The following is a 25,838-nucleotide window of genomic DNA, read 5'->3' on the forward strand; positions in this document are numbered from 1 at the left end:
TTTTATCACCACCTAATCATCCGGTAAAGATACAGTCCAAAGCCTGTAATAAAAATATTTACTAAAGATAATGGTAAAAGGAACTTCCAGGCAAAATTCAACATTTGGTCTATCCGGATTCGCAAGAAAGTCCAACGGGTCCACATGAATAATGTAATCACCAGATACATTTTGAGGAAAAACCAGAGCCACGACGGAATAAATGTCCACCCAAAAGGTGCATTCCAGCCACCTAAAAAGAGTGTGGTAACCATCATTGCCGCGATCATAAAATTGGTGTACTCAGCCAAAAAGAAGAGAGCAAAGTTCATTCCGCTGTATTCAGTATAAGGCCCGGATATAATTTCTGATTCCCCTTCTACCAGGTCAAAGGGAGTTCTTTTGATTTCCGCATTTACCGCAATAAAATAAATTAAGAAACCAACAGGCTGTAAAAAGATAAACCAAACTTTTTGTTGAGCGGCAACGATATCTGATAACTTCATAGACCCAACCATCATAACTACACTAATCATTGCCAAGATAACTGGCATTTCATAGCTCAACATCTGAGCAACGGAGCGCATTGCCCCTAAAAGAGAGTATTTACTATTTGACGACCAACCGGCCATCCATAAAGTAATAGTTTCCAGAGAAGTAACTGCTACAATGTACAAAATACCTAGATTTAAATCGTAAGGAACCATCCCTTTACCAAAAGGAATTACTAAAAATAGCATAACGGGAATGGTAAATATTAAAACTGGTGCCAGCAGATAAGGCCAGCGGTCAACGTTGCTGGGTACAAAAATTTCTTTAGCAAAAAGTTTCAAGGTATCCGCCACTGTTTGAAATATACCCCGCGGGCCCACACGATTAGGCCCTAAACGCGCTTGCACCCAAGCTCCAAATTTTCGGTCATAATAAATTAAAAAGAGGGCATTTAGAAATAAAAATGCCAAAACTCCAACAACCGCCAACAACATTAAGATTACATCGGTTACCAGTGGCAATAAATGCTGACTTTCAAGCCAGGTTCTTAAACCTTTTGCAATTCCCACAAATAAATTTTCACCCATAGACTCTCTCCCCTACTGTCAAATTAACAGTCCACATCACCTAAAACCACGTCAATGCTTGCAAAAATTGTAATAAAGTCAGCTAATTTAGTTCCAATTAATAAATCCCGTAACATTCCTATATTAATATAAGAAGGCCTTCTTACATGCATCCGGTACGGCTTGGTTGAACCGTCGCTGACAATATAGTAACCAAGGATTCCTTTAGGTGCCTCCACCTCATGGTAGGCTTCACCAACCGGTGGTTTAATTACTTTTGGTACTTTAGCCATTATTGGTCCTTCAGGAATCATCTCCAGCGCCTGTTCAATTATTTTAACCGATTGCCTGATTTCAGCAAGTCTTAAATAGAATCGATCCCAGCAATCACCTTTTGAGCCAGTTGGTATATCAAAATCAAAGCGATCATAAACACTGTAAGGACGATTCTTCCTTAAATCAAATTTAAAACCCGAAGCTCTTAAGTTTGCACCACCCCATCCCCAGGCCAAAGCCTTCTCCACAGATACCGGTGCAAGACCTTTAGTTCTGGCAATAAATATTTCGTTTCCGGCTAAAAGTCCTTCTTCCTCGTCAGCCCCTTCTAGGATTTTGGGAAGATATTCTTTAGCCTTTTCAATAAATCCCTCGGGTAGGTCGTCAGCCACTCCACCTATCCGCATAAAGCTAAAGGTCATTCGTGAGCCAGAAAGCATTTCTAAAAGTTCTAATACTAACTCCCGGTCCCGAAATGGATACATCCAGCCTGTATAACTTCCCATATCCAAAGACATACTGGCTAAAAAGACGTGGTGGCTGGCAATCCGGGAAAGTTCTGTGGCAATGACTCGAATAAATTCAGCTCTTTCGGGTACTTCAATCCCCATCAACTTTTCTACAGTTTGCACATAGCCCAAATTGTAAGACATAGCGCCAAGGTAATCCATGCGATCAGTATACGGAATTACCTGGGTGTAAGTACGATCTTCAGCTAATTTCTCAATGCCCCGATGTAAATAACCAACCACCGGTTCAGCATCGACAATTGTTTCCCCGTCTAACTTTAAGATAATCCGAAACACACCGTGGGTACTGGGGTGCTGCGGGCCAACGTTTATCGCTATTTCCTGGGTTTTTAACATTTAAATCCACCTCTACCTGTTGGATTGAACCTTAAAATCCTTCCTTAAAGGAAAACCTTCAAAATCTTCGCCTAAAAAGACGCGGGTTAAATTGGGATGATTTTCAAAAATAATTCCCATTAAATCATATACCTCCCGCTCCTGCCAGTCGGCCGATGGCCAAAGGGAAAAAGCTGAAGGTATTCTGGGATTGTTTCTATCAATGCTTGTTTTCACAGTAATGATGTCATAATTGTTTAAAAATGACTCAAGATGGTAAACTACTTCAAATCTCTCCGGAGGATAATCTACCGCAGTTAGATTATTTAAGAGTTCAAACCCCATGTTTTTTATCTCTTCTAAGACTTTTAACAGTTCTTCTACGTGGACAATAATTGCCTCGTTATTAAGTTCTACATTATATTTTCCCTGTAAACGGTTAAACACCTCATTGATATTCATTACTTCTTCACCACCCGGGGATTCTGAATTTTTCTTTTAAGTTCCAGCCATCCATAAAGCAAAGCCTCCGGCCGGGGAGGGCAGCCAGGAATATAAACATCCACCGGTAAAAAGGTATTTGCCCCGGGAACAACATGATAAGAATCAACGAAGGGTCCACCCGAAAGGGCACAGCTTCCCATCGCTATCACATATTTTGGTTCAGCCATTTGCTCGTATAAACGCAAGACCAAAGGCTGCATCTTCTTTGTTATAGTTCCCGCAACAATCATTAAGTCCGCATGCCGGGGAGAAGGCCGCCAAACCTCATAGCCAAAACGCGAAAAATCATATTTGGGCCCCCCTGCCGCCATAACCTCAATAGCGCAACAGGCTAAGCCAAAGGTCAACGGCCAAAGCGAATTACCCCGAGCCCAGTTAAATACTGTATCTAAAGTGGTAAGAAAGATGTTTTTTCCAATAAGCTTTTCTTCTTCACTCTGGATAGTTTTTATTTCCATTCTAACGCCCCTTCCTTCCAGGCATACCATAAGCCTAAAACTAAAATTCCAATAAATATCACCATTTCAATAAATGCAAACAAACCCAAAACATTAAAACGCATCGCCCACGGGTATAAAAATATTGTTTCAACGTCAAACATTACAAATACTAAGGCATACATAAAATAATTCCCTTTAAACTGCACCCAAGTCGGTCCGATAGTTTCAAGTCCGCATTCATAAGGCTCTCGCTTTATAAGGGACTTGCTTTTGGGTGACAGCAAATAATTTAATACTAAAATAATGATAGAAAGCAAAACACCCGTGAGGAAAAAGATTAAAATTGCACCTTTTGGGCTTAGCACCCCTTTCCCTCCTTCCTTTTTTTGGTGAATGTATTAATAAAAACAAATTACACCCATCAGTATATATTCAACAAATTGTCCCTTTATACCTCCTTATTCTTCGTCAAAAAGCTGCATTTGACTATAAAAACTTTTTATAGGTTCAAAGCTTTTACGGTGTATGGGCGTTGGCCCAAGTTTCTTTATCGCCCGTCGATGCTGGGCGGTGAGGTAACCCTTATTTTTTTTAAAATCGTAGCCTGGATAAATTTTGTCGTATTGCTCCATAATTCGATCGCGAACAACCTTTGCAATTATGGAAGCACAAGCAACAGTAAACGAAAGGTGATCTGCCTTGGCCAGTGCTATTTGTTCACCGGAAAATCCATCAATTTTTAACGCATCTAAAATTAAGGCAGAAGGTTTAACATTTAAATGCAAAAGAGCAGCTTTAAGGGCAAATCTTGTCGCCTGATAAATATTAAAGCGGTCAATCAATTCTGGTTCTACAACTGCCACGGACCAATCTTCTGCCACATTAATTATCTCTTTAAAAAGTAGTTTACGCTTTTGGGCGGAAAGTAATTTTGAATCATCGACTCCAGGTATGAAAATTCCAGGCTTAATTACAACGATTGCCGCAACAACAGGACCGGCCACCGGGCCGCGCCCCGCTTCGTCACCGCCCCCAACCAATTCATGGCCCTTTAAAAACAAATTATTTTCAATTTGGAGATTTGCCGGCAAATTATTAATAAAAGTTTTCATAACCAAAGTATATTTCGCTATTAATGGACAATTTCCCTGCCAAAAAAATTTTTTTATTAAAGATTTTTATTTATTTTTTTATTTAATATGTTATATATTTCACATATTGTCCAAAGTATATTTTCCCAGAAGACCTTGACGGAATTCTTTTAAAATGACGAGCGCTATTTTGTCATAATCAGGTTCTTTAACTTTTTTAAATAAACCTCTTTTTTGACCTATCTTGGCAAAAACCTCCGGAATATTTTCGTTTCCATTTAAGCTAAAACGAGCAAAAAACTCGGGTTTTCCCTCCTCCAGCAAAATTTTTAATAACCAAGTAGCAACTTCAACCACCGGTAAAACCTCATCGCTTATAGACCCAGTAGCCCCTAACTTTAGTCCAACTTCCTGATCGCCCAGGCGCGGCCAAAGTACACCTGGTGTATCCATAAGCTCCAATTTATCTGATAGCTTTATCCACTGCACCCCCCGAGTAACCCCTGGCTTTGCTCCGGTTTTCACTGACTTTTTTAAGAGGCGATTAATTATAGTTGATTTCCCGACATTAGGAATTCCAACTACTATTCCTCTTAATGGTCGCGGCCTTAAACCTTTTTTTTGCCATTTATCTTTTATCTGCCCATGCACATAATCAATGATGCGCCAGACCTCTCTTAACCCCTGAAATTCCCAAGTATCAACCAGTGAATAATACACCTCCTGCGGCCAGCTTATTTTCTTGATTATCTTTTCTGTCTTTTCTATATCCGCTAAATCTTTTTTATTAAACAAGATAATTCTCGGTTTATTTTGACATATTTCATCTATGTCCGGATTTTGGCTAGAGATCGGGATTCTGGCATCTCGAATTTCCAAAACCACATCGATAAGCTTAATCTGCTCTATTAGAGCTTTTTTGGTTTTAAACATATGGCCAGGATACCAGTTTATCATAATTAACTCCCTTCCGGTAAAAATAAAATAAGAAATGAAAAAAGGGACGATCTATCGTCCCTTCGTTCCTTTTCTTATCGACGCTCGGCAATGCGCGCAGCTTTACCGGTCAATTTCCTTAAGTAATAGAGTCTAGCCCTTCTTACTTTACCACGACGGGTAACTTCGATTTTTTCAATCCGCGGGGAGTGTAATGGAAAAGTTCTTTCTACCCCAACACCATAGGAAACCCGACGTACAGTAAAGGTAGCACTTAAACCTGAACCTCTTTTCCTAATTACAACTCCCTCATAGGGCTGGATTCTCTCCCGGTTACCCTCAATTACTTTAAAGTACACTTTTACAGTATCTCCGGGACGAAACTCAGGAAGGTCTGTTCTCAACTGTTCTTCTTCCAAAGATTTTAACAAATCCATAACTTTTTCCCTCCTTCCACCACGTTCATGGAGCCCTTGTCCAGCGGAACGTTTAATAAGCGATAAAATTATACCATTTATTTCTTAGCCTTTCAAGGCCTCATTTGCTAAACCAATTTTCTCCTAAAAGTCTATCTAAGATTATTGCTACAGCACTGCGAACGCTTAAGTGATTATAATCAGAAGGTCCATAAATAGGTTCCAAAATAAAGCTTGTGCTCTCCATGACTTCCCGGGTTAACCCCCATCCGGTACCAAAGAGCAAAAGATAAGGATTAGAATCCTCTTTTATCTTATTTCTTAAAAAATTATAACTAACAGTGTTAGAATAAATTCTTGCATCGGTGCTAATTGTCAAAGGCTTTTTACCTTCAAGTTTTTCTATATCAAAAATTACCTCCTCAAGGGAAGAAACCAATTTTACAATTTTAAATGCTTCTTTGCGGTCTGGATTATAGCTTGCCCCATACCCTTCTTGCCAGAAGTTTAAAACTTTCTTTATTAACTGCTTCATGGTTGGCGACGGGTGAACTATATAATAATTTTTTATTCCATAAGTTCGAGACGACCGGGCAATATCGTGAATATCTAAGTTAGTTACCGAAGTTGTTACCACTTCCAGATGTTTGTTATAAACGGGATAATGAACCAGGGCTAAATAAACATTGCCCAACCCTATTCGCTCCTTTCAGGAATTTCGTCGATTAACATGGCTAGTTCAAAAAATCCCTGCCATAAAAGAATCTTTTCTTCTTTTGTAAGTCCTCTTTTTTTTAATAAATCCCGGCGACGAAAAAAAGTAGTAAGTAGTGACTCTTTTTTTCTCCATAAATCAATTTTTTTATGATTACCCGAAAGTAATATTTCTGGTACTTCTAAACCTTGGAAATTTCTCGGGCGAGTATATTGAGGATACTCTAAAAGGCGGTTAGTAAAACTTTCCTCAACAAGAGATGCCTCATCTCCCAATACTCCTGGAACCAAACGAACAACTGCATCAACAATAACAATAGCGGCAATTTCTCCCCCAGTTAAAACATAATCGCCGATGGAAATTTCCTCATCAACAATGAGCTGCCGCACCCTATCATCAATACCTTCATAATGGCCGCAGATCAATATTAAATGTTCTTTTTGGGAAAGTTCCCATGCAAGGTTTTGGTTAAATTTCCGTCCCTGGGGTGACAACATTACAGTATAGGCTTTAGTTTTAGGTATTGATTCATAAGCTCGAATTACTGGTTCTGCTTTCATAACCATACCGGCACCACCACCAAAAGGCTTATCATCAGTCGTATGATGCCGGTCAGTGGTAAAATCTCTAATATTAATATAATTTATTTTAATTACTCCTTTTTCCTGAGCTTTTTTTAAAATACTATGGTTTAATGGTCCCAAAAACATCTCAGGAAAAAGGGTTAAAATATCTATTTTCATGAGTTATTCCTCCAGCATACCGGGCAAAAGATATACCTTAATGAAACCTTCGGGTAAATTTACCTCTTTAATAAAAACTTTTAAAAACGGAATTAGTACCTCTTTATTTTTAGCAGTAGTGATTACTAGCAAATCGTTAGCTGGATTATTAAGAACAGTGCGTACTATACCTATTTTCCGGTTTTCTGTATCAAAAACTGTAAGACCTTTTAATTGAAAAATATAAAATTCATTTTCCTTAAGAGCTAAAATTTCGGACCTTGGAATTTTTAAATATCCACTGGTTAATTTCGCTGCTTCTTTTAGCTCATTTATTCCTTGAAACTTTAACATTATCCTGTCGGTGTGGAATTGAACCTTTTCCAAATATAAAGGAAAAATTTCATCTTCTTTTTCAAAAAAAACCCTTTTAGTTTCATTAAACCTTTGGGGGAAATTAGTTAAAGGCTCAACTTTTACCCAACCCTCAGTACCAAATGTCCCCAATATATACCCTATAGCAATTAAGTTTTCCACAACCATCACCTTTTAAAAAAAAGGGGCGATGTGCCCCTTTACATTATCTCCAAAATCACTTTCTTTTTTTCTTTAGTAGCTGCCGCTTTTACCAAGGTACGCAGTGCCTTGGCAATTCTTCCTTGCTTTCCAATCACCTTTCCCACATCTTCCGGCGCTACTTTAAGTTCAATTAAGATAGCTTTTTCCCCTTCGGCTACAGTTACTGCCACTTCATCCGGTTTATCCACCAAAGATTTAGCCAAAACTTCTACTAATTCTTTCATAAATCCACCTCGCGGTGTCTATTTTTGGTTAAACTTCTGCAAAACACCAGCTTTTCTAAAAAGGGCTCGGGCTGTTTCAGTAAGCTGAGCTCCTTTTTTAAGCCAGTCCAGGGCTTTTTCTTCATTAATAACAGCCACTGCCGGTTGCTTTACAGGATCATAATAACCAATTTCATCGATAACCCGGCCATCCCGTGGAGAACGAGCATCAGCAACAACTACCCGATAGAAAGGATTTTTCTTTGCACCCATTCTTTTTAAACGAATTTTTACTGCCATTGTTTCACCTCCCTTATTAGGTTTCTAGATTAATATTAGGTAAAGAATGGAAATTTAATTTTCTTACCTTTCTTTAACTGTTTTTCCATACCACCAAACTGTTTCATCATTTTTTTCATCTGTTCAAATTGCTTTAAAAGCCTATTTACTTCTTGAATACTGGTACCACTACCCCTGGCAATTCGTTTTTTGCGATTACCATCAATAATTTCCGGTCTTCTTCTCTCCTCCGGGGTCATGGAATAGATAATTGCTTCCACGTGCTTTAATTCCTTTTCATCTACCATTCCTGCTAAATCCTTAACTTTTCCCATACCCGGAATCATACCTAAAAGCTGTTCTAAAGGGCCCATTTTTTTTATTTGCTGCATGGAATCTAAAAAGTCTTCTAAATCGAAATCCCGGCTTTTTAGCTTTTCCTGCATTTTTTGGGCCTTTTCGGCATCAAGCGCGGCTTGGGCTTTTTCAATTAAAGTTAAAACATCACCCATTCCCAAGATTCGGGAAGCCATTCGCTCAGGGTGGAACGGTTCTAAATTTTCGATTTTTTCCCCCATCCCGATAAATTTAATTGGGCAGCCAGTAACAGCTTTTACCGATAAGGCCGCTCCACCTTTGGTATCCCCATCTAACTTAGTAAGAATAACTCCGGTTAAACCCAGCTCTTCATTAAAAGTTTTAGCAACATTCACAGCATCCTGTCCGGTCATTGCATCAACTACCAGTAATATTTCGTGCGGGTTTATAAACTCCTTTATATTTCTTAATTCCTCCATCAACTCTTCGTTTATATGCAAACGTCCAGCAGTATCAATAATAACATAATTTCTTAAATTGGTTTTGGCAAAGTTTAAAGCAGCTTTAGCAATATCTACCGGTGATTTTTCACCCATTGTAAAAACCGGTACATCGATAATCTCTCCTAAAATCTGTAATTGCTTTATTGCTGCGGGTCGGTAGATATCCGCCGCTACCAGCAATGGTTTTTTACCCTGTTTCTTTAACAAATTGGCCAGCTTAGCAGCAGTAGTAGTTTTCCCGGCCCCCTGTAATCCAACCAACATGATAATGGTTGGAGGAGCTCCAGCTTCATTGAGCTTGGCATTACTCTTACCCATTAAAGCAATTAATTCTTCATGGACAATCTTTATTACTTGTTGCCCTGGGGTTAAGCTTTCTAAAACCTCCTGCCCAATTGCTTTTTCTTTTACTCGAGCAATAAAATCTTTTACCACCTGGAAGTTTACATCCGCTTCCAAAAGAGCCATTCGTACTTCGCGCATCGCCAAATTGACATCATCTTCCGAAAGCTTCCCTTTACTCTTTAACTTTTTAAATACTTCTTGTAATTTACTGGATAGGTTTTCAAAAAACATTTCATCCGCTCCCGTTACTCAAAAAGATTTTTTATTTGTTCAAGAAAAGGTTGTAATTTTAAGTATTCCTTCGAGTTAAAAGTTTTCCTGATATCCTGAATAATTGTATTTAATGTTTGTTGGCGCTGTTCCTCTTTTTTTAATAGTCCAAGTTTCCCTTCATAAAAATTTAACTGGCGAACCGCTCGCTGTAAAATATCATAAACTCCCTGTCGGCTAATTCTGAAATACTCGGCAATTTCAGCTAACGACCAATTTTCTAAATAGTAAAGTTCCATTATCTCTCTTTGTTTATCGGTGAGTAACTTGCCGTATAACTCAAGTAAACTGCCGTTCCTTGCATATTCGTCAATCATTTTGTCACCTGTCAAGTATTTAACCTTTACAGTAGTATTTTATTTAGTTATACTTAAATTGTCAAGGAAAAAGAAGGAGGTTAAAAATATGGAACTCATTACCTTAGAGAAAGCTTTAAATTTAACCCGCCAGGATATACGCGACCTCTATCGGGAATACGTAAATGAAAGTTTGGCAACTCTTCTAGGTTTATTAGAATTTGATAAGCAGTTTGTTCGAGCTAAAGGGACAAAAGTTTGGGATAATGAAGGAAACGAGTATCTTGACTTTTTAGGGGGCTATGGCAGTTTAAACTTTGGCCATAATCCTGAAGAAATCTGGCAAGCAGTCGATGAGGTAAAAGATTTACCCAATCTTTTACAGGCTTCTATTGGTCAGTTGATTGGAGCTGCAGCTTTTAATCTGGCGGCAATCACTCCAGGCAACTTAAAACGAGTTTTCTTTGGAAATTCAGGAGCTGAAGCAGTTGAAGGAGCTTTAAAACTTGCCAGGATATATACTGGAAGACCAGGAATAGTCTATGCCCATAATTCTTTCCACGGAAAATCTTTTGGAGCATTATCTGTAACTGGCCGCCAAAAATACCAAACTCCCTTTTCACCCCTTTTACCGGAGTGTTATCCCGTGGTTTACGGCGATTTAGATGAATTAGAAAGTATTTTAAAATCCAAACCTATTGCCGCTTTTATAGTTGAACCTATTCAAGGAGAAGGAGGCGTTATAGTTCCTCCAAAAGGCTATCTTAAAGGCGCTTTAGAGCTTTGTCATAAATATGGAGCTTTATTAATTGCCGATGAGATTCAAACGGGTTTTGGGAGAACAGGAAGAGTTTTCGCTGTAGAGCATGAGGGAATTGTTCCGGATATTATGTGCGTAGCTAAATCTTTAGGCGGTGGAGTCATCCCTGTTGGCGCCTATATAACTTCTGATGCCATCTGGAAAAAAGCTTATGGATCAACCGATAAAGCAACCTTACATACCTCCACCTTTGGTGGAAACACTAAAGCAATGGCAGCTGTTATAAAGGCTATGGAACTTTTAATTAAATGGGATTTAGCAAAAAAAGCCGACGAATTGGGAAATTATTTTTTAGACCAGTTAAAATCCTTACAAAATTCCTATCCCTTAATAAAAGATATTCGTGGAAAAGGTTTACTAATTGGTATTGAATTTAATGAACCTAAAGGTATATTAAATAAAATTCCCGGACTTACTAATCTTGCCCGGGAATATACTGGAAGTTTTGTCGCCGGATTATTGATGAATAAATACCGCATAATCACTGCTTATACTTTAAACAACCCCAACGTAATCCGTTTAGAACCACCCCTAATTGTGGAAAAAGAAGAGCTCAATTTTATGGTAAGCGCTCTTAAAGAAATTTTTGAAAGCCACAATAGTTTTCTGGGAGTTGCCTCGGCCAATTTAAAAACCGTCTTTGGTTCACTATTTAAGAAATAACTTGTAAAATAAAATACTTTAAATAATAGGTTTCGGGTGAGGAAAGAAGCATCGGGTGGTCCTTAGCTTGCCGGCGGGCTTCAATTATCCTCACTCTTTTTTTGGCATCATATGCAGCATCATACAATACATCCCAAAATAAATCTTCGGTAAGATGGTAGGAACAGGAGCTGGTAATTAAAAAACCACCGTCGTTTAAAAGTTTCAATGCCCGTAAATTTATCTCTTTATACCCACGAATGGCTCCCTCTAATGCTGCTTTACTTTTAGTAAAGGCCGGCGGATCTAAAATCACCACATCAAATTTGGCCTTTTCTTTCTCCAATTCCCGCAGATAATCAAAACAATTTGCTTCAAAAAAATAAATCTTATTGCTATAACCATTTAACGCGGCGTTTTCCTGAGCCCTGGCGATAGCCTCAGAAGAAATATCAACCCCCGTTACTTCCCTGGCACCAAAGCCTGCCGCATAAATAGAAAATGCTCCGGTGTGACAAAAACAATCTAAAACGGATTTTCCTACCACAAACGGCTTTAAAGCTAAGCGGTTTTCTCTTTGATCTAAAAAATAGCCGGTTTTATGACCTTCTTTGATATTTACTGAAAATCTAAAACCATTTTCCTTTATTATAACCAGCTCCGGTACTTCCCCGGCCAAAAGTCCAGTCACTAACGGTAACCCCTCTTTTTCCCGCACTGGAACATCGCTTCGTTCGTAAATGCCTTTTGGTTTAACTACTTCCATTAATGCCTCAACTATCAAGGGCTTAAGTCTTTCAATTCCATAGGTTAAGCTCTGCAAAACTAAATAATCACCAAAGCAATCCACAATTAACCCTGGAATTTGATCCGCTTCCCCGTAAATTAACCGGTAGGCATCAGTATCAGAAACTACTAACGAGCGGTACTGTTTTGCTTTTTCAATTTTGTTTTTAAACCACTGGTAGTTTATATCTTCATCGACAAAAGACATTATCCTGACAGCAATTTGGGAGTTGGGATTATAATAACCAATTCCAATAAAGCGGTTTTTATGGTCAAAAACCCGAACTAACTCCCCTGGAGGATAAGGATATTGTTGCTCTAATTCAGTTTTGTAAATCCAAGGATGACCACCTAATACTCGGTGAGGTTTTCCTCCAAGCAAGCGCACTGTTTCCACATTATCTACCCCGCCACTAATTGTATTCCCCGTTTATTTGCCTCAAATTTAATTTTTTCCTCATCAATCCGGGTTAGTTCCCGGTTTTTCATGACTATCTCACCATCAATTATAACTGTCTCGACATCCGCCCCCTTGGCAGAATACGCAAGCAAGTTAAAAACATTATGGCGCGGATAGTAATAAGTTTCATTGGCATCGACTAAAATAATGTCTGCTTTATATCCTTCTTTAATTGCCCCAATATCTTCAAAACCAAGAGCCTTTGCTCCCAATAAAGTTGCAATTTCTAAAGAGGTTTTAGCATTTAAGGCTTGGGAATTCATTGTACTAACTTTCTGCAAGTATGAGGCAGTTCTCAGTTCTTCAAACATATCTAAATCATTGTTACTTGCCGCCCCGTCAGTGCCCAACCCTACAAGAACTCCCCGTTCAAGCATTTTTTGAACCGGGGCAATACCTGAAGCAAGTTTCATATTGCTCTGCGGATTGTGGATTGCCCCCACACGATAACGTTTTAATATCTCGATTTCTTCATCATCAACGTGAACTAAATGAGCGCCAATGGTTTTTACTTCAAATAATCCCAGATTTTCTAAATGTCTTACCGGAGTAGTTCCGTATTTCTCTTTAATGATTTTAATTTCATCCAGCGTCTCACTAATATGGATATGTATAGGAACACCTAATTTTTTCGCTTCTGATATAACCTCTTTTAAAAATTCCGGCGGGCAGGTATACGGAGCATGAGGGGCTAGAGCCGTTGTTATCCGCCCGCTTGCTTTCCCCTGCCAGTTTTTTATAAATTCGCCACTCTCCTTAAGCCCTTTTTCGCCATTGACAGGATCAAGAGCAACCATCCCTCGGCTTAATAAAGCCCGTATTCCACTTTCCTCAACCGCCCGGGCAACTTCATCCATGAAAAAATACATATCACAAAAGGTAGTAGTGCCACTTTTCAGCATTTCAACAATTCCCAGTAAGCTTCCCCAGTAAACGTCTTCTCCTTTTAACCGACTTTCACTAGGCCAGATAACGTTATTTAACCAATCCATTAATGGCAAGTCATCGGCAGCCCCACGAAAGAGAGTCATGGCTACGTGGGTATGACCATTAACAAGTCCAGGAAGAGCTATTTTGCCCTTACCGTCAATAATCGTCGTGTTAGCAGTTAATGGGGATAAATTGATTTTAGAAGCTATTTGGGAAATACGGTCTTTTTCAATAAAAATGTCTTTTTCTGCGGCTTCATGGTTTATTAAATCAAGCATAACCACATTTTTTATTAAAATTGACACCTTTCTCACCGCCTTTTTTTTAAAATAGATTTTTAAGATAATTTATTTCTTCAAGATTTAAGACGCGCGGTTCCTTCACTCTGAGAGCTTGCAGGTATATTTCGGAACATTTTTCAACCATGCGGCAAAGGTTAAAGCTTTCATCAAGATTTTTGCCTAAAGTTACAAGGCCATTATTGGCTAGCAAAAAAGCATTATGCCTTTCTGCTAAAGCTTTGATTTCGTCTAAATACGCTGGGGAATCAATAAATAAAGAACCTGTAATAGGCACATCTTTACCAATAGTTCTCACCATCTCCGGTAATATTAACGGTAAAGGTTCGTGTAAAATGGAAAGGACAGTGCTATTAACCGGATGAGCATGGATAATCGCTCGAACATCCGAACGTACATTATAAATTTGCCGGTGAAGTTTTAAGTTAAATTTAGCCTGGTTTTCTCCTTCCAAGACGTTACCATCCATATCCACAATTAGGACGTCAAAGGTACTAAGACAGGCCATATCCGGAGTTAACGGTGTGATGACTACAACATTTTCTTCAGGAATGTAGACGCTTAAACTACCCCAATTATAAAACATTAGGCCATACTGGCAGAGTTTCTGGGTGGTTTTTACTATTTTTTCCTTTATTTTTTCCACACTTAACTTCATCAATAACCCCTTCTTATCCGAATAAATAAGCTCTTTGGTCTGCAGTTAAGCTATCGATTTCAATATTAAGTGATTTTAATTTATAATATGCAACTTTTTCGTCAAGTTCCTGAGGTAAGTTATAAACTTTAGGTGAAAGTACGCCCTGCTTTTCTAAGAGATATAAAGCTGATAAAAGCTGAAGGGAAAAGGAAAGATCCATAATTTCCGCCGGATGTCCCTGCCCTGCCGCTAAATTCACTAAACGTCCTTCAGCAATTACATTTAACTGCCGGCCATCAGCCAAAAGGTATCCTTTAATATTAGGCCTTACTTCCGAAACCGCAACTGCCATTTCTTGAAGTTCATCTAGGTTAATTTCAACGTTAAAATGACCAGCATTAGCCAATATGGCGCCATCTTTCATTACTGCAAAATGTTTGGCCCGAAATACATCTTTGCAACCGGTAACAGTTACAAAAATATCCCCAATTTTAGCTGCCGTTAAGGAATCGGTTACCTCAAAACCGTCCATATAAGCTTCCAGGGCCCGAACAGGATTGACTTCAGTAACAATAACCCTGGCTCCAAGCCCCCGGGCTTTTTGGGCTACCCCCTTACCGCACCAGCCATAACCTGCTACCACAAAATTTTTCCCGGCAATTAATAAGTTAGTATTAGCCATGAGAGCAGTTAACGATGATTCACCGGTCCCATAACGATTATCAAACATATGCTTTGTAAATGCATCATTTACCGCAATCATTGGGAATTTAAGAGCATTATTTTTCTCCAAAATCCGCAAGCGATGAACTCCAGTGGTGGTTTCTTCAGCACCGCCAATAACCTTTTCGGCAAGTTCGGGCCGGACGTTATGTAAAATGTGGACTAAGTCACCTCCATCATCAATAATTATATCCGGTTTAAATTCTAAGGCTTTAATTAAATGCTCCTCGTATTCTTCGGCAGTTGCCCCATGCCAGGCATAAACTTCTAAACCCTGGTCTACTAGTGCTGCAGCAATTTCATCCTGAGTGGAAAGAGGATTTGAACCGGTTACGGCCACTTCTGCCCCAAGTTCCTTTAAAACTAAGGCAAGATAGGCAGTTTTAGCTTCTAAATGGATGCTCATGGTAATTTTTTTGCCGACAAAAGGCTTTTTCTCTTTAAGTTCATTTTTAAGATAATTTAAAACTGGCATGTATTTTTTTACCCATTCAATTTTCTGATGTCCTACAGGAGCCAAGTTTATATCGCGGATAATACTCATAAAAATTACCCCCTCCCTTAGGGAAATTTACTTTCCTAATTCTTTCTGACCACTTAGTGCATGTTGACACCAACAATCCCGATTGGGGTCTAAGTTTTCTATGGTTTTGGCAATAAGGTTTTTTAATTGTTCGCTTTTAGTTGCCATCATTTCCACTACTTCTTCGTGAGTTAACGGATTTGGTGAAATCCCAGCAGCAAAATTGGTAACAAGGGATATCGAAGCATAGCACATTTCTGCCTCGCGAGCTAAAACCACTTCCGGTACACTGGTCATCCCCACAAGGTCGCCACCTAATTTTGCAAACATTTTTATTTCGGCAGCCGTCTCAAATCTCGGACCTTCCGTACAAACATAAGTTCCCGACGAATGAACGGTATAACCTAAATCATGTCCTGCTTTTAAGATGATTTTCCTTAGTTCAGGACAATAAGGTTCGGTGACATCAGTGTGAACTACCCCCCGTTCACCGCCATCATAAAAGGTATAAATTCGGTTTTTAGTAAAATCAAGAAACTGATCAATTAAAACAAAATCGCCACCTTTCATATCTAAATTTAATGAACCAACTGCAGTTGTCGCAATAATTTGTTTTACGCCAAGCATTTTTAATCCCCAAATGTTGGCCCGGTAATTGATAAGGTGCGGTGGTACCGTATGGCCAGCACCATGTCGAGGAAGGAAAGCTACTTTTTTTCCTGCCAGTTCGCCAATAGTAACTTCAATTTCACCATAGGGTGTGGAAATTTTTTCTTTAGTGAGATTTTTTAACATTTTTGGGTCATAAACCCCGGTGCCACCAATCACTGCAATTTTTACTGTCATATATTTTCCTCCCTTTACTGGTTATTTTAATTAAACAAAGCTTCCACAAATTCATGGGGGTCAAAAGGCCTTAAATCATCCATTTTTTCGCCAACCCCTATAAATTTTATTGGGATTTGATAACTGCTTTTTATCCCAATTATTACTCCACCTTTAGCCGTACCATCTAGTTTTGTTAAAACCAAACCAGTTAATTCCAGCGCTTTATTAAAATACTCAACCTGGCTTAGAGCATTTTGTCCAGTAGTGGCATCCAAAACCAGTAAAATTTCATCAGGAGCTCCTGAAACTTCCCTTTCAATAACCCTTTTTATTTTTCGAAGCTCTTCCATTAAATTTGTTTTGGTATGAAGCCTTCCCGCAGTATCCACTATTAAGATATCAGCTCTGCGAGCTACTGCTGCCTTTACTGCATCAAAAGCTACCGCTGCAGGATCTGACCCTTCGCTATGCTTTATTACCTGGCACCCAGTTCTATTCCCCCAAATTTCCAGTTGATCAATGGCCGCTGCTCTAAAAGTATCACACGCCGCTAAAATGACCTGTTTACCCTGCTGTTTAAAATAATAAGCCAACTTGCCAATAGTTGTGGTTTTACCTACCCCATTTACCCCAACTACCAAAATAACTTGAGGATTTCTACTAGTTTCTTTGAGACTATTATCACCCAAAGCCAATATTGTACGAATTTCCTCTTTTAACACTTGTTTTAATTGTTCACCATCGGAAATTCGCTGTTCTTTTGCTACCTTTCTGAGTTTTTCCACAAGCTCCAGGCTGGGTTTTACACCTACATCCCCTTCAATTAGTATTTCTTCAAGTTTTTCAAAAAGCTCCTCATCAACCGAAGATTTTTTTAAAACATCTTCAATTTTGGCCACAATATTTTGTTTCGTCTTTAATAAACCATCTTTTAACCGGTCAAAAAAACCCAAAGTATTCACCTACCCCGTATTTTAACCTGCTTTGATATTTTGTAAGGAAATTGATAAGACCTTAGAACATCCTTCTTGCATGCTAATACCAACTAATTTAGAACAAGCTTCCATACTGCCCCGTCGATGGGTGATGATAATTACCTGGCTTTTCTGGCCAATCTTCTTTAAGTAAGAAGAAAATCGTTGAACGTTTACTTCATCTAATGCTGCATCGATTTCGTCTAAAACACAAAAAGGCGATGGTTTTAAATTAAACAAAGCAAAAAGAAGAGCAATTGTTGCCAGCGCCCTTTCCCCACCGGAAAGAAGGCCAAGAGGCTGCCGTTTTTTCCCGGGAAGCTCTACAATAATTTCAACTCCTTCTTTCTTAAATTCCCCTGTTATTTTTTCAAGAGCTGCTCGACCCCCACCAAATAATTCTTTAAAGACCAAGTCGTATTCTCTGTTAAGTAAATTTAAAAACTCATTAAATTTTTGTTCTATTTCTTTGTTTAGTTGTTCAAGCAAATTTTCTAGTTGTTCTTTAGCCTCTTCAAGGTCTCTTTTTTGCTTATTTAAAAAATTGATTCGTTCTTCTAACCTTTTATGTTCATCAATTACAAATACATTAACCGTCCCTAAATCTTGAAGTTGTTGATAAAGCGTTTCAATATCGGTTTCTTCAATATTACTTTCATCCATACTAATTGTTTCTTCATCCCCTAAAACTATACCGTATTTTTCATTTAATAACAACTTTATTGAATTAATTTCCTGAATTAGAGCCCTTTGTTTCGCTTCTAGACGAGTTAAATCGGCAATTTGTCTTTGAGTAAATTTTTGTAACTGTGAAAGATTATATTGTACTTCCGTAAGCTTTGCTTTTAAACTTTCATGGCTATTTTTTATTTTCTCATAAGAATTTGTAGCAAACATTAGAACCTCTTGGTGAACTTTCGTCTTTTTCTCTAAATTTATTAAATCATTCCTTAAAGTTAAGAGTGTTTTTTTAGCTTCAATAGCTTTTCTAGCATTACTTAATTGTCTTTCGAAAATTTCTTTTTGCTGATATCTTTTTTCCCGAATAAGATTATTTAAATTTTCCAGAGCTTTTTCCACCTGTATCTTCTCTAAATTCAATGCTTGATGATAATTTTGATTTTTTTCTATTAGATTATTGATAGTAGATATTTGCTCCTCTAGATTTCTTATCTTATCCTGTAACTTTGCCTTTGTTTCATTAATTTTTAGTATCTCCTTTTCCCGGGTTTCTTTTTCCGCTATTAAATTATCTCTTTCTTTAATATTTTTTCCTAATTGATTTTTTAGCTCTAAATACCTACTTACCAACCGGTCTTTCTTTTCCTGAAGGCTTTCTTCTTTAAAAGCCATCTCAGTAATATTTCCTTCAGTTTTATTAACTTCCTCTCTCAAATTAGCTATTTTTAATGTAAGCTCTTCCTGCTCCTTGATAAGCTTTTTAATTGTTTCGGTAACTTCAGCTTTTTTTTCTAAAAGCTCATTTATTTGTTTATTAAGAAATTTTATTTCATTTTTTCTCTGTAAAACTGAAGATTGCGAAGCAAAACTTCCACCAACAATGGCCCCTCCTGGAAGTAAGAGCTCTCCTTCAAGGCTTACAACTTTAAATTTATGCTTTGTAATTTTTGCTATTTTCAAGCAGGCTTGATAATCAGTACCTACTAATACTTTACCCAAAAGGCTCTCATAAACTTTAGAAAGTTTCTGGGGAAAAGTAATAAGGTCAATTGCTTTTCCAATAAACCCGCTAACGTCCTTTAACTCTATAAAATTCGTTTTTAAACTATCCACCGAAAGTAAATCAAGGGCTAAAAAGGTGATTCTCCCAAGCTTATTTTCTTTTAAGTAAACTAATATTGGTTCTAATTCTTGGGCATTATTTACAATTACGTTTTTTATACTTGCTCCTAAGGCTGTTTCAATAGCTAAACGATATTTTTCGTTAACTTCCAAATATTCTCCAACAGTACCAATAATGTTATGGGGATTTTTAAGTATTCCTTTTTGCTTTGCTTCAAATAAATTTTTTATTTCCTTACCATAACCTTCATAACTTTCTTCCAGTTTATTCAGGATTTGTAAACGAGCAGAAGTTTCATGATATCTTTTCTCTAAAATTGATTGTTCTTTTTGTAAGATTTCTATTTCTTTCTTTAAAAATAAAACTCTTTCTTCTAAAACTCCTCGCTCTTTTTTTAAGCCATCAAGTTTAATGAGGGCTTGTTTTTTATCATCAACTAAATTGTTCAATAAACATTCAGCTTCGGAAATTTCCTTGGTTAATTCGCTAATTTCGCCTTCAATTTTTAAACATTCCTTTGTTAACCTATCGATACGCTCCGTTATAAACCCAATTTCGTTTTTTAAAGAAACCTCACGGAAATTTAATTCAAACTGCTCATCTTTTTGTTCTTCTAAGGACTTTCTTAAGTCTAAGAGTTTTTCCTCATCAACTCCAAGCTTTTCCCGTTGATTATTTATTTTTATAATTATTTCTTTTTCTTTTTCTTTTAATAGGTTAACTTGGGAATAAAAAGATTTAAGTTCTTTCTGCACTTCTGCTAGTTTATTACCATTTATTTGTATCTGCTCTTTTAAATTTACTAAATTTTGCAAAAGCCGGCTTTCTTCATGTTGTTGAAATTTCTTTTCATTTAGTAATTTATCTAAACAATTCTCTAAAGAAATAACAATTTTTTGGGCACTGTCACGGTTGTTTGCTAACTGTTCTTCTTCCGAAATTCTAACGGCATATTCTGCCTCAAGCTTGGTAATTTTAAATTGTGTTTCGTCAAGAGTATTCTTTAAAGCACTAATTTTTTTTTCATTCTTTTGTACTTCTTCCAATAAACTTTTTATCTTTACACCATAAAACCTTTTTGCCTTGGCTGTAAGCTCCTCTTTCAATAAAAGATAAGTGCGAGCTTTATTTACTTCTGTTTCTTTTTCTTGATATTCAGTGAATAATTCCCGGGATAAATCTTCCAGGCGGGTAATTCCGCTTTGCGTTTCTAATAATTTTTTCTTTGCTTCTAGCTCTCGCCATCGAAAGCGATTTATTCCAGCAGCTTCTTCCAGATAACTTCTTTTTTCCTCTGGGGAAGAAAAAAGGATTTCATCTACCTGCCCTTGTCCAATAATGGCATATCCGTGTTTCCCAAGCCCAGTATCTACTAGTAGTTCATGGATATCTTTAAGCCGACAGGGGGATTTATTTATGAAAAACTCGCTTTCCCCGGAGCGGTAACACCGTCGAGTAATTGCTATCTCATCGTAGGGCAAAGAAAAATAATTGTTGCTGTTATCTAAAATTAAGGTTACTTCCGCCATACCAACCGGTTTTTTTCCTTGGGAACCGGTAAAGATGACATCCTGCTGGCGCTCGAAACGTAAAACCTTTGTTTTTGTTTCACCCAAAGCCCAGCGAATTGCTTCAGCAACATTACTTTTCCCACTACCATTTGGCCCAACAATACCAGTAATAGAAGCGTCGAAACTTATTTCAGTTTTTTCAGCAAAAGACTTAAAACCCTGGATTATAATCTTTTTTAACACTTTAATCCATTAAACCCCCTCGTCCTTTGTTAAAAGCTCCAGGGCTTTCCTGGCGGCTTCCTGTTCAGCTTCCTTTTTGGACTTTCCCCGACCGGTAGCAAAAAGCTTATGATTAATAAACACTCCAGCAGTGAAAACTTTTTGATGGGCAGGCCCGTCCTCCTGAAGAACTTCATACCATAATACATTGTTTTTTTCTTTTTGTAAAAGCTCTTGCAAGGTAGTTTTTTCGTCTTTCGGCAACGTTTCTAAATTCTCCGGATTTAATTTTTCGCCAAAAAGCTTTTTTATAAAAGTAAAAGCTGCCTCAATTCCCCTGTCAAAATAAATAGCGCCAATTACCGCTTCCACTGCATTAGCTAAATTCGACATTCGGCGGTTACCTCCTGCTTTTCGTTCCCCTTTCCCAAGGCGTAAATATTCATCAAGATTGATTTTAAAAGCCAATTCGTATAATGATTCGGCACAAACCAGACGAGCCCGCAGCTTGGTTAATTCTCCTTCATTTTTTTGCGGGAATATTCTAAATAAGTAATCACTGATAAAAAGTTCTAACACCGCATCTCCCAGATATTCAAGTCTTTCATTGTGAGCAATCCCTTCTTCCGGATGTTCAAAAGCATAAGAAGGATGAGTTAGGGCTGAAAGTAAAATACTGGGGTTATTAAAGTCTAACCCCAGGACTTTTTCAAAAGAAACTAAATTTTTCATATCATCACCCATTAAACTTTTTAACAATTAAACTAACATTATGTCCACCAAATCCCAAGGAATTAGAAAGGGCAGCATAAACTTTAGCATCTCGTCCTACGTTCGGAACATAATCAAGGTCCAACCCTTCTTCCGGTTCCTCATAATTTATAGTAGGTGGAACCTGATCGTTATATACCGCCAAGACCGAATAAATAGTTTCTATACCACCGGCAGCTCCCAATAAATGACCGGTCATGGATTTTGTTGAGCTTACCATCAACTTATAGGCATGAGCTCCAAAAACCCTTTTAATAGCCATTGTTTCTACTTTATCATTTAATGGGGTAGAAGTACCGTGAGCATTAATATAATTGATATCTTCTGGCGTAAGTCTGGCATCTTTTAACGCCAATTCCATTGCCCGAGCAGCCCCTTTTCCGTCGGGGTCTGGTGCGGTAATATGATAAGCATCACTGGTTACCCCATAACCAACTATTTCTCCATAAATCCGAGCATTCCTAGCTAAAGCATGTTCCAGAGTTTCTAAAACTAAAATTCCCGCACCTTCCCCCATTACAAAACCATCCCGCGCTTTATCAAAGGGACGGGAAGCTTTTTCCGGTTCATCATTTCTAGTGGACATTGCTTTCATTGAGCAAAAGCCGGCAAAAGCTAGTGGAGTAATTGAAGCTTCAGCCCCACCTGCAATCGCAATATCCCCTTCGCCTCTTTGTAAATAGCGAAAAGCATCACCTACTGCATTAGCTCCAGAAGCACAAGCAGACACAACGGTTTCGTTGGGTCCGGTTAAACCAAAAGTAATAGCAATCTGCCCACCAGCCATATTGGCAATCATCATAGGTACGAAAAAAGGACTAACCCGATCGGGGCCTTTTTCCCGCAAAACCGCTGCCTGTTCTTCTAAAGTTTTAATTCCTCCAACCCCACTTCCTATAAATACCCCAGCTCGTTCCCGCTCAATTTTCTCTAAGTCCAAATCTGCATCGTCAATAGCCATTTTAGTTGCTGCTACCGCAAATTGGGTAAATCGGTCCATGCGGCGCGCTTCCTTTTTGTCAATAAATAACAATGGATCAAAAACTCTAACCTCAGCAGCAATACGGGTGGAAAAACCAGTGGCATCAAAAGCTGTCACTTCTTTTATCCCAGAAACCCCTTTCATGAGATTTTCCCAATTCTTTTTTATCCCTATACCTAAGGGCGTAATCAGTCCCAATCCAGTAACCACTACTCTTTTCATTTTTTCACCTCTTTTTAAAAAAGTCCCGGGAAACACTTCCGCGGGACTTTAATGTTAGACTTTTTCTTGAATATAGTTAACTGCATCCCCAACGGTGCGAATTTTTTCCGCATCTTCATCGGGAATCTCCAATTCAAACTCCTCTTCAAAAGCCATTATAAGCTCCACAATGTCTAAAGAATCAGCCCCAAGGTCATCAATAAAGGAAGCTTCCATGGTAACTTCATCTTCTTCAACTCCTAGTTGATCCACAATTATCTTCTTAACTCGCTCAAATACTCCTGCCATAAATTCACCCCCTTCCTATAGCACCATTCCGCCATCCACAATAATTGTTTGCCCAGTTATATAACCTGCGCCGTCACTTGCCAGGAATAACACCGTAGAAGCCACATCATCGGTTGTGCCCAATCGTTCAACGGGGATGGCGTTAATTAGCGTTTCTTTAACTTTTTCATCTAAATTCTCGGTCATGTCGGTTTTTATGTAGCCGGGCGCAACAGCATTAACGGTGATACCTCGACTGGCAAGTTCTAAGGCAACAGCTTTCGTAAAGCCAATTATAGCGGCTTTACTGGCAGCATAATTAGCCTGTCCGGCATTTCCTTTAATGCCGACAATAGAACTTATATTGATAATTCGCCCATAGCGCTGCTTTAACATAATTTTAGCAGCTGCCTGGGTTACAAGATAAGTAGAATATAAATTAGTTTTAATTACAGAATCAAAGTCATCATAGGTCATCCGTAAAAGAAGTTTATCCTTGGTAATTCCGGCATTATTAACAACTATATCAACCCTGCCAAAAGCTGATATAAGTTCACTAAATATTCGTTCGACCTCATCTTTTTGACTAACGTCTCCTTTTAAAAGAAGAACTTTACACCCCTGATTTTCTAATTCATCTTTAATTTCCTTTGCCAACCGGTCATTATGGAGATAATTTAGACCAACCTTTGCTCCTTCCAAAGCAAACCTTTCAGCAACCTTTCGACCAATTCCGCGGCTTGCTCCCGTTACCAGGACAACCTTGCCGCTAAAATTCATTTTATCCAACCTCCTCGGGCTTATCAAGTAAAATCCGCAAACTTTCAAGATTATTTACATTAAATACTGCAACCGGCGCTATCCGCTTTATTAAACCTGTTAAAACTTTACCTGGACCTATTTCAATAAAATGGGCAGCTCCCGTTTTTACCATTTCCAACACCGCCTGCTCCCACAAAACCGGAGCTGCCATTTGTTTATACAAAAGCTCACGAATTTTTACCACATCATTTAATATTTCAGCAGAAACATTACTTACAACCGGAGCTTTAGGTGGAAAAAAGTTCACCTTTTCTAAATAAGTTTGAAACTTTAAAGCAGCAGGGCGCATCAACGAGGAATGAAAGGGGGCAGAAACGGATAGCTCTCTTATCTTTTTCGCTCCCTTTTCCTTTAAAAGCTCAATTGTTTTATCTTTTATCTTACTTTCTCCCGCCAGCACATATTGACCACCGCCATTAAAATTAACAACTTCCATAATGCCAGCCAAAGACACTTCACTAACCACTTCCATAAGCGCTTCTTTTTCCAATCCCATTACCGCTAGCATTACTCCCTGACCTATAGGAACCGCTTCCTGCATAAGTTTTCCCCGAATATGCACAAGCCTTACTGCATCTTCAAAAGTTAATACGCCAGCAGCTGTAAGGGCTGTAAACTCCCCCAAACTATGTCCTCCATAAACCATGGGAAAATAACCTTTTTCTTCTAATGCTAAAGATAAAGAGTAACTTAGTGTTAAAATCGCCGGTTGAGTATTGGCGGTTAAATTAAGCTCCTCCTCTGGACCATCTAAAATAATTTTTGTAAGATTATAGCCTAAAACTTCGTTGGCAAGATGAAAATACTTTTGCACCAATGGAACGGTTTCATATAAGTCCCTACCCATTCCAACATACTGAGAGCCCTGGCCTGGGAAAACAAAGGCAACCTTACTCATCTATCCCCCTCGCAATCTTTTTTATAATTTCCTTTGCCTCTTGCACGATTTCTTCGACTATTATCCCTGCGGGTTTAATTTCTTTAATAAGTCCCGCAATTTGCCCCGCCATGAGAGAACCTTCTTCAATGTCGCCTTCCTGCATACACCGTCTTAAGCTTCCAGCACCAAGTTTTTCTAATTCTTCCGGAGGAGTTCTTTGTTCTTCTAATTCTAAAAAGCGCCGGGCTAACTTATTTTTTATGACACGGACTGGATGGCCGGTTGATGCACCGGTAATAACCGTATCTCTATCCCCGGCTTTTATGACTGCCTCTTTCACTGCTGGATGGATTTCTGTTTCCTCGGCACAGAGAAAGCGGGTTCCAATTTGCACCGCCTCTGCACCCAAAGCTAAAGCTGCAGCCATTCCCCGGCCATCAGCAATTCCCCCTGCCGCGATGACCGGTATTGAGACGTTATCTACCACCTGTGGTACCAAAGCCATAGTGGTAAGTTCCCCAATGTGACCACCCGATTCGTGCCCTTCAGCAATTAAAGCGTCAACTCCAGTTCGCTCAAGGCGCTTGGCTAACGCCACTGAAGCCACAACTGGTATTACTTTTATGTTATTTTCTTTAAGCCTTTTTATATACTTTCCAGGATTACCTGCTCCAGTTGTTATTACTGGCACCCTTTCTTCGATAATTACTTCCATTACCTCTTCTACATGGGGTGAAAGAAGCATTACGTTTACACCAAAAGGTTTATCGGTAAGTTTTTTTACTTTTTGTATTTCAGAACGTACCCAGTCAGCCGTTGCGTTTCCTGCTCCAATAATGCCAAGCCCTCCGGCATTAGATACCGCTGCTGCCAGGCGAGCGGTTGCAACCCAGGCCATTCCCCCTTGAAGAATTGGATATTTAATTTTTAAAAGTTCAGTTATAGCAGTCTTCAAGT

Annotated in this window: 29 protein-coding genes; 1 reads left to right on the top strand and 28 read right to left on the bottom strand. The window is 38.5% G+C overall.

Going from position 1 to position 25,838, the window contains the following annotated elements; genetic code table 11:
• Positions 1-5: 5 nt before the first annotated feature.
• From nuoH to ylxM, 15 genes are all read right to left on the bottom strand, one after another.
• On the bottom strand, positions 6-1,058 hold the full coding sequence (gene nuoH, locus cpu_RS11190; RefSeq protein WP_075860056.1) for an NADH-quinone oxidoreductase subunit NuoH: 1,053 nt from the start codon (positions 1,056-1,058) through the stop codon (positions 6-8).
• Positions 1,059-1,081: 23 nt separating this feature from the next.
• Positions 1,082-2,179, bottom strand: a complete 1,098-nt coding sequence (locus cpu_RS11195; RefSeq protein ID WP_075860057.1) for an NADH-quinone oxidoreductase subunit D — start codon at positions 2,177-2,179, stop codon at positions 1,082-1,084.
• A gap of 12 nt (positions 2,180-2,191) precedes the next feature.
• Entirely contained in the window at positions 2,192-2,620 is a 429-nt protein-coding gene (locus cpu_RS11200; RefSeq protein WP_075860058.1) for an NADH-quinone oxidoreductase subunit C, read from the bottom strand.
• Positions 2,620-3,120, bottom strand: coding sequence for an NADH-quinone oxidoreductase subunit B (locus cpu_RS11205; protein ID WP_075860059.1), 501 nt, complete (start codon positions 3,118-3,120; stop codon positions 2,620-2,622). The genes cpu_RS11200 and cpu_RS11205 overlap by 1 nt, the downstream gene beginning before the upstream one ends.
• Complete coding sequence (locus cpu_RS11210; protein ID WP_075860060.1) at positions 3,111-3,467, bottom strand: NADH-quinone oxidoreductase subunit A; 357 nt, start codon at positions 3,465-3,467, stop codon at positions 3,111-3,113. Before cpu_RS11210 ends, cpu_RS11205 begins: the two co-directional genes overlap by 10 nt.
• 93 nt (positions 3,468-3,560) lie before the next feature.
• The gene (gene rnhB / locus cpu_RS11215; protein ID WP_075860061.1) at positions 3,561-4,214 is read right to left on the bottom strand and encodes a ribonuclease HII; all 654 of its coding nucleotides are present in this window, start codon (positions 4,212-4,214) and stop codon (positions 3,561-3,563) included.
• A 99-nt stretch (positions 4,215-4,313) separates the two neighbouring features.
• A complete protein-coding gene (gene ylqF / locus cpu_RS11220; RefSeq protein ID WP_077177323.1) occupies positions 4,314-5,150 on the bottom strand; it encodes a ribosome biogenesis GTPase YlqF in 837 nt (278 codons plus the stop codon).
• Between the two features lie 74 nt (positions 5,151-5,224).
• Positions 5,225-5,566, bottom strand: a complete 342-nt coding sequence (gene rplS / locus cpu_RS11225; RefSeq protein ID WP_075860063.1) for a 50S ribosomal protein L19 — start codon at positions 5,564-5,566, stop codon at positions 5,225-5,227.
• Positions 5,567-5,666: 100 nt separating this feature from the next.
• Complete coding sequence (locus cpu_RS11230; RefSeq protein WP_075860064.1) at positions 5,667-6,239, bottom strand: RNA methyltransferase; 573 nt, start codon at positions 6,237-6,239, stop codon at positions 5,667-5,669.
• 2 nt (positions 6,240-6,241) lie between these two features.
• A complete protein-coding gene (trmD, locus tag cpu_RS11235) occupies positions 6,242-7,003 on the bottom strand; it encodes a tRNA (guanosine(37)-N1)-methyltransferase TrmD (RefSeq protein WP_075860065.1) in 762 nt (253 codons plus the stop codon).
• Positions 7,004-7,006: 3 nt separating this feature from the next.
• Entirely contained in the window at positions 7,007-7,519 is a 513-nt protein-coding gene (gene rimM / locus cpu_RS11240) for a ribosome maturation factor RimM (protein ID WP_159434008.1), read from the bottom strand.
• A 38-nt stretch (positions 7,520-7,557) separates the two neighbouring features.
• Positions 7,558-7,785 (bottom strand): KH domain-containing protein, encoded by a 228-nt coding sequence (locus cpu_RS11245; protein ID WP_075860067.1) that lies wholly within the window; start codon positions 7,783-7,785, stop codon positions 7,558-7,560.
• Positions 7,786-7,803: 18 nt separating this feature from the next.
• Positions 7,804-8,064: a 30S ribosomal protein S16 gene (rpsP, locus tag cpu_RS11250; protein ID WP_075860068.1), complete on the bottom strand. Its 261-nt coding sequence runs from the start codon at positions 8,062-8,064 to the stop codon at positions 7,804-7,806.
• Between the two features lie 35 nt (positions 8,065-8,099).
• Positions 8,100-9,440, bottom strand: a complete 1,341-nt coding sequence (gene ffh / locus cpu_RS11255) for a signal recognition particle protein (protein ID WP_075860069.1) — start codon at positions 9,438-9,440, stop codon at positions 8,100-8,102.
• A 14-nt stretch (positions 9,441-9,454) separates the two neighbouring features.
• Positions 9,455-9,796: a YlxM family DNA-binding protein gene (ylxM, locus tag cpu_RS11260; RefSeq protein ID WP_075860070.1), complete on the bottom strand. Its 342-nt coding sequence runs from the start codon at positions 9,794-9,796 to the stop codon at positions 9,455-9,457.
• A gap of 49 nt (positions 9,797-9,845) precedes the next feature.
• Between ylxM and cpu_RS11265 the strand changes: the two genes are divergently transcribed.
• Entirely contained in the window at positions 9,846-11,258 is a 1,413-nt protein-coding gene (locus cpu_RS11265) for an aspartate aminotransferase family protein (protein WP_075860193.1), read from the top strand.
• On the opposite strand, the gene cpu_RS11270 is transcribed toward cpu_RS11265, so the two are convergent.
• Genes cpu_RS11270 through fabK form a run of 13 tightly spaced genes read right to left on the bottom strand, consistent with a single transcriptional unit; the run spans position 11,248 to position 25,836 of the window.
• Entirely contained in the window at positions 11,248-12,420 is a 1,173-nt protein-coding gene (locus tag cpu_RS11270) for a class I SAM-dependent rRNA methyltransferase (RefSeq protein ID WP_075860071.1), read from the bottom strand. The two genes, cpu_RS11265 and cpu_RS11270, sit on opposite strands and share 11 nt — an antisense overlap.
• Positions 12,421-12,425: 5 nt before the next feature.
• Positions 12,426-13,718: an amidohydrolase gene (locus cpu_RS11275; RefSeq protein ID WP_075860072.1), complete on the bottom strand. Its 1,293-nt coding sequence runs from the start codon at positions 13,716-13,718 to the stop codon at positions 12,426-12,428.
• Between the two features lie 19 nt (positions 13,719-13,737).
• Complete coding sequence (locus cpu_RS11280) at positions 13,738-14,370, bottom strand: class II aldolase/adducin family protein (RefSeq protein WP_075860073.1); 633 nt, start codon at positions 14,368-14,370, stop codon at positions 13,738-13,740.
• Between the two features lie 13 nt (positions 14,371-14,383).
• Positions 14,384-15,619 (bottom strand): adenosylhomocysteinase, encoded by a 1,236-nt coding sequence (locus tag cpu_RS11285; RefSeq protein ID WP_075860074.1) that lies wholly within the window; start codon positions 15,617-15,619, stop codon positions 14,384-14,386.
• Positions 15,620-15,646: 27 nt separating this feature from the next.
• Positions 15,647-16,444 (bottom strand): S-methyl-5'-thioadenosine phosphorylase, encoded by a 798-nt coding sequence (gene mtnP / locus cpu_RS11290; RefSeq protein WP_075860075.1) that lies wholly within the window; start codon positions 16,442-16,444, stop codon positions 15,647-15,649.
• Between the two features lie 26 nt (positions 16,445-16,470).
• Positions 16,471-17,379 carry a signal recognition particle-docking protein FtsY gene (ftsY, locus tag cpu_RS11295; protein WP_075860076.1) on the bottom strand — a complete coding sequence of 303 codons (909 nt, stop codon included), beginning with the start codon at positions 17,377-17,379 and terminating at the stop codon, positions 16,471-16,473.
• 21 nt (positions 17,380-17,400) lie between these two features.
• Positions 17,401-20,958: a chromosome segregation protein SMC gene (smc, locus tag cpu_RS11300; RefSeq protein WP_075860077.1), complete on the bottom strand. Its 3,558-nt coding sequence runs from the start codon at positions 20,956-20,958 to the stop codon at positions 17,401-17,403.
• Positions 20,959-20,967: 9 nt separating this feature from the next.
• Positions 20,968-21,669, bottom strand: coding sequence for a ribonuclease III (gene rnc / locus cpu_RS11305; protein WP_075860194.1), 702 nt, complete (start codon positions 21,667-21,669; stop codon positions 20,968-20,970).
• A 4-nt stretch (positions 21,670-21,673) separates the two neighbouring features.
• Positions 21,674-22,912: a beta-ketoacyl-ACP synthase II gene (gene fabF / locus cpu_RS11310; RefSeq protein WP_075860078.1), complete on the bottom strand. Its 1,239-nt coding sequence runs from the start codon at positions 22,910-22,912 to the stop codon at positions 21,674-21,676.
• A 54-nt stretch (positions 22,913-22,966) separates the two neighbouring features.
• On the bottom strand, positions 22,967-23,200 hold the full coding sequence (locus cpu_RS11315; RefSeq protein WP_075860079.1) for an acyl carrier protein: 234 nt from the start codon (positions 23,198-23,200) through the stop codon (positions 22,967-22,969).
• Positions 23,201-23,215: 15 nt separating this feature from the next.
• Positions 23,216-23,959, bottom strand: a complete 744-nt coding sequence (gene fabG / locus cpu_RS11320) for a 3-oxoacyl-[acyl-carrier-protein] reductase (RefSeq protein WP_075860080.1) — start codon at positions 23,957-23,959, stop codon at positions 23,216-23,218.
• A 1-nt stretch (position 23,960) separates the two neighbouring features.
• Positions 23,961-24,899: an ACP S-malonyltransferase gene (gene fabD, locus cpu_RS11325; RefSeq protein WP_075860081.1), complete on the bottom strand. Its 939-nt coding sequence runs from the start codon at positions 24,897-24,899 to the stop codon at positions 23,961-23,963.
• Positions 24,892-25,836: an enoyl-[acyl-carrier-protein] reductase FabK gene (fabK, locus tag cpu_RS11330; RefSeq protein WP_075860082.1), complete on the bottom strand. Its 945-nt coding sequence runs from the start codon at positions 25,834-25,836 to the stop codon at positions 24,892-24,894. The genes fabD and fabK overlap by 8 nt, the downstream gene beginning before the upstream one ends.
• Between the last annotated feature and the right edge of the window lie 2 nt (positions 25,837-25,838).

The organism is Carboxydothermus pertinax (assembly GCF_001950255.1).
GTDB classification, from domain to species: Bacteria; Bacillota; Z-2901; order Carboxydothermales; family Carboxydothermaceae; genus Carboxydothermus; species Carboxydothermus pertinax.

Excerpts from the sequence above, each read along its gene's own strand:
- fabD (WP_075860081.1), bottom strand. The coding sequence starts at position 24,899 with ATGAGTAAGGTTGCCTTTGTTTTCCCAGGCCAGGGCTCTCAGTATGTT.
- nuoH (WP_075860056.1), bottom strand. The coding sequence starts at position 1,058 with ATGGGTGAAAATTTATTTGTGGGAATTGCAAAAGGTTTAAGAACCTGG.
- rnhB (WP_075860061.1), bottom strand. The coding sequence starts at position 4,214 with ATGAAAACTTTTATTAATAATTTGCCGGCAAATCTCCAAATTGAAAAT.
- fabG (WP_075860080.1), bottom strand. The coding sequence starts at position 23,959 with ATGAATTTTAGCGGCAAGGTTGTCCTGGTAACGGGAGCAAGCCGCGGA.
- rpsP (WP_075860068.1), bottom strand. The coding sequence starts at position 8,064 with ATGGCAGTAAAAATTCGTTTAAAAAGAATGGGTGCAAAGAAAAATCCT.
- cpu_RS11245 (WP_075860067.1), bottom strand. The coding sequence starts at position 7,785 with ATGAAAGAATTAGTAGAAGTTTTGGCTAAATCTTTGGTGGATAAACCG.
- cpu_RS11205 (WP_075860059.1), bottom strand. The coding sequence starts at position 3,120 with ATGGAAATAAAAACTATCCAGAGTGAAGAAGAAAAGCTTATTGGAAAA.
- ylxM (WP_075860070.1), bottom strand. The coding sequence starts at position 9,796 with ATGATTGACGAATATGCAAGGAACGGCAGTTTACTTGAGTTATACGGC.
- rnc (WP_075860194.1), bottom strand. The coding sequence starts at position 21,669 with ATGAAAAATTTAGTTTCTTTTGAAAAAGTCCTGGGGTTAGACTTTAAT.
- cpu_RS11315 (WP_075860079.1), bottom strand. The coding sequence starts at position 23,200 with ATGGCAGGAGTATTTGAGCGAGTTAAGAAGATAATTGTGGATCAACTA.
- ffh (WP_075860069.1), bottom strand. The coding sequence starts at position 9,440 with ATGTTTTTTGAAAACCTATCCAGTAAATTACAAGAAGTATTTAAAAAG.
- fabF (WP_075860078.1), bottom strand. The coding sequence starts at position 22,912 with ATGAAAAGAGTAGTGGTTACTGGATTGGGACTGATTACGCCCTTAGGT.
- cpu_RS11200 (WP_075860058.1), bottom strand. The coding sequence starts at position 2,620 with ATGAATATCAATGAGGTGTTTAACCGTTTACAGGGAAAATATAATGTA.
- rplS (WP_075860063.1), bottom strand. The coding sequence starts at position 5,566 with ATGGATTTGTTAAAATCTTTGGAAGAAGAACAGTTGAGAACAGACCTT.
- cpu_RS11280 (WP_075860073.1), bottom strand. The coding sequence starts at position 14,370 with ATGAAGTTAAGTGTGGAAAAAATAAAGGAAAAAATAGTAAAAACCACC.
- cpu_RS11285 (WP_075860074.1), bottom strand. The coding sequence starts at position 15,619 with ATGAGTATTATCCGCGATATAAACTTGGCTCCTGTAGGACATCAGAAA.
- ylqF (WP_077177323.1), bottom strand. The coding sequence starts at position 5,150 with ATGATAAACTGGTATCCTGGCCATATGTTTAAAACCAAAAAAGCTCTA.
- mtnP (WP_075860075.1), bottom strand. The coding sequence starts at position 16,444 with ATGACAGTAAAAATTGCAGTGATTGGTGGCACCGGGGTTTATGACCCA.
- cpu_RS11195 (WP_075860057.1), bottom strand. The coding sequence starts at position 2,179 with ATGTTAAAAACCCAGGAAATAGCGATAAACGTTGGCCCGCAGCACCCC.
- trmD (WP_075860065.1), bottom strand. The coding sequence starts at position 7,003 with ATGAAAATAGATATTTTAACCCTTTTTCCTGAGATGTTTTTGGGACCA.